Consider the following 1,326-nt stretch of genomic DNA (forward strand, 5'->3'; position numbering starts at 1 on the left):
TGAGGTTCCCCCGAGATGCGGGAAGAGGTGACAGAGGGTCAGATGGGTCTCACGAGAGGAGCCCAGACGATGCCTGCACCGAGGAAGTACCCGCTGGAGTTGCGTGAGCGTGCGGTCCGGATGTACCGGACCGCCGAGCCGAAGCCCGTGATCCGCCGCATGGCCGAGGAACTCGGTGTGCACCACGAGGCCCTGCGCAACTGGATCCGCCAGGCCGAGGCCGACGCCGGCGAACGAGGCGACATGCTCACCACCGAGGAGAAGAACGAGCTGGCTCAGCTGCGGCGCGAGGTGCGGGAACTACGTCGGGCGAACGAGGTCCTGCGGACGGCCTCGGCTTTTTTCGCGGCCCAGCTCGACCCAACCCGGCCCAGGTGACCGCGCTCCTCGACGCGCACCCGCACCTGGGGGTCGAGCCCGTACTCCGGGAACTTTCCATCCCCTCATCCACCTACTACCGCTGGCGCCAGGCCGAGAAGGAGCCATGCGAGCGACACCGCCGGGACGCCGAGCTGACGGGCATGATCCGGCAGGTCCACGCCGATTCCGGCGGGATCTACGGCTCACCCCGCGTGCACGCCGTCCTCAGGCGTGAGGGCGTCCACGTCGGCCGCAAGCGTGTCGAACGGCTCATGCGCCAGGCCGGCCTCGCCGGGATCAGCCCCCGCCGGGGCAAGGGTTTCACCCGGCGGGACCCAGACGCCGACCTCGCCCCTGACCTGGTGCAACGCGACTTCACCGCGGACGGGCCGAACCGGTTGTGGGTCACCGACCTGACCATGGTCACGACGCTGGAGGGGCCGTTGTGGCTGTCCGCAATCCGGGACGCCTTCTCCCGCCGGGTGGTGGCCTGGGAAACGTCCGCTCGCGCGGACGCGGATCTGGTCCTCACCTCGCTGGAGTATGCCCTGGCCAGCCGTGAAGTCGCGCCGGGTGAACTCATCCACCACGCGGACCACGGCACCCAATACACCTCTGTGAAGCTCACAACACGACTGGTCAGGGCAGGGATCCAGGCGTCCATGGGCTCGGTCGGCGACTCGTTCGACAATGCTCTCGCGGAGAACCTGTGGATGGTCATCAAGACCGAGTGCATCCGCGGCCGGGTCTTCACCACCAGGGCCGAAGCCAACCTCGCGCTCTTCGAGTACATCGACGGCTTCTACAACCCCCGCCGCATCCAGAAACGGCTCGGCTACCTCAGCCCGATCGAGTACGAGGAGAAGCACTACGCCAGCCGGGCAGCGGCCGAACAAGTGAACCTGAAACCACGTCAATCCGCCCTGACCTGCTAGTCAACCACTCCCGCGCAGCGGGGGAACCTCA

General features: G+C 67.6%; 2 protein-coding genes. Both read left to right on the forward strand.

What is annotated here, in order from left to right:
• The first annotated feature begins 69 nt into the window (after positions 1-69).
• Positions 70-378: a transposase gene (locus ACIGO6_RS41630; RefSeq protein ID WP_399886029.1), complete on the forward strand. Its 309-nt coding sequence runs from the start codon at positions 70-72 to the stop codon at positions 376-378.
• On the forward strand, positions 375-1,295 hold the full coding sequence (locus tag ACIGO6_RS41635; protein WP_399886031.1) for an IS3 family transposase: 921 nt from the start codon (positions 375-377) through the stop codon (positions 1,293-1,295). Before ACIGO6_RS41630 ends, ACIGO6_RS41635 begins: the two co-directional genes overlap by 4 nt.
• Positions 1,296-1,326 lie beyond the last annotated feature (31 nt).

The sequence above is a fragment of the Streptomyces sp. NPDC053750 genome, from assembly GCF_044544295.1.
Taxonomy (GTDB): domain Bacteria; phylum Actinomycetota; class Actinomycetes; order Streptomycetales; family Streptomycetaceae; genus Streptomyces.

Excerpts from the sequence above, each read along its gene's own strand:
- ACIGO6_RS41630 (WP_399886029.1), top strand. The coding sequence starts at position 70 with ATGCCTGCACCGAGGAAGTACCCGCTGGAGTTGCGTGAGCGTGCGGTC.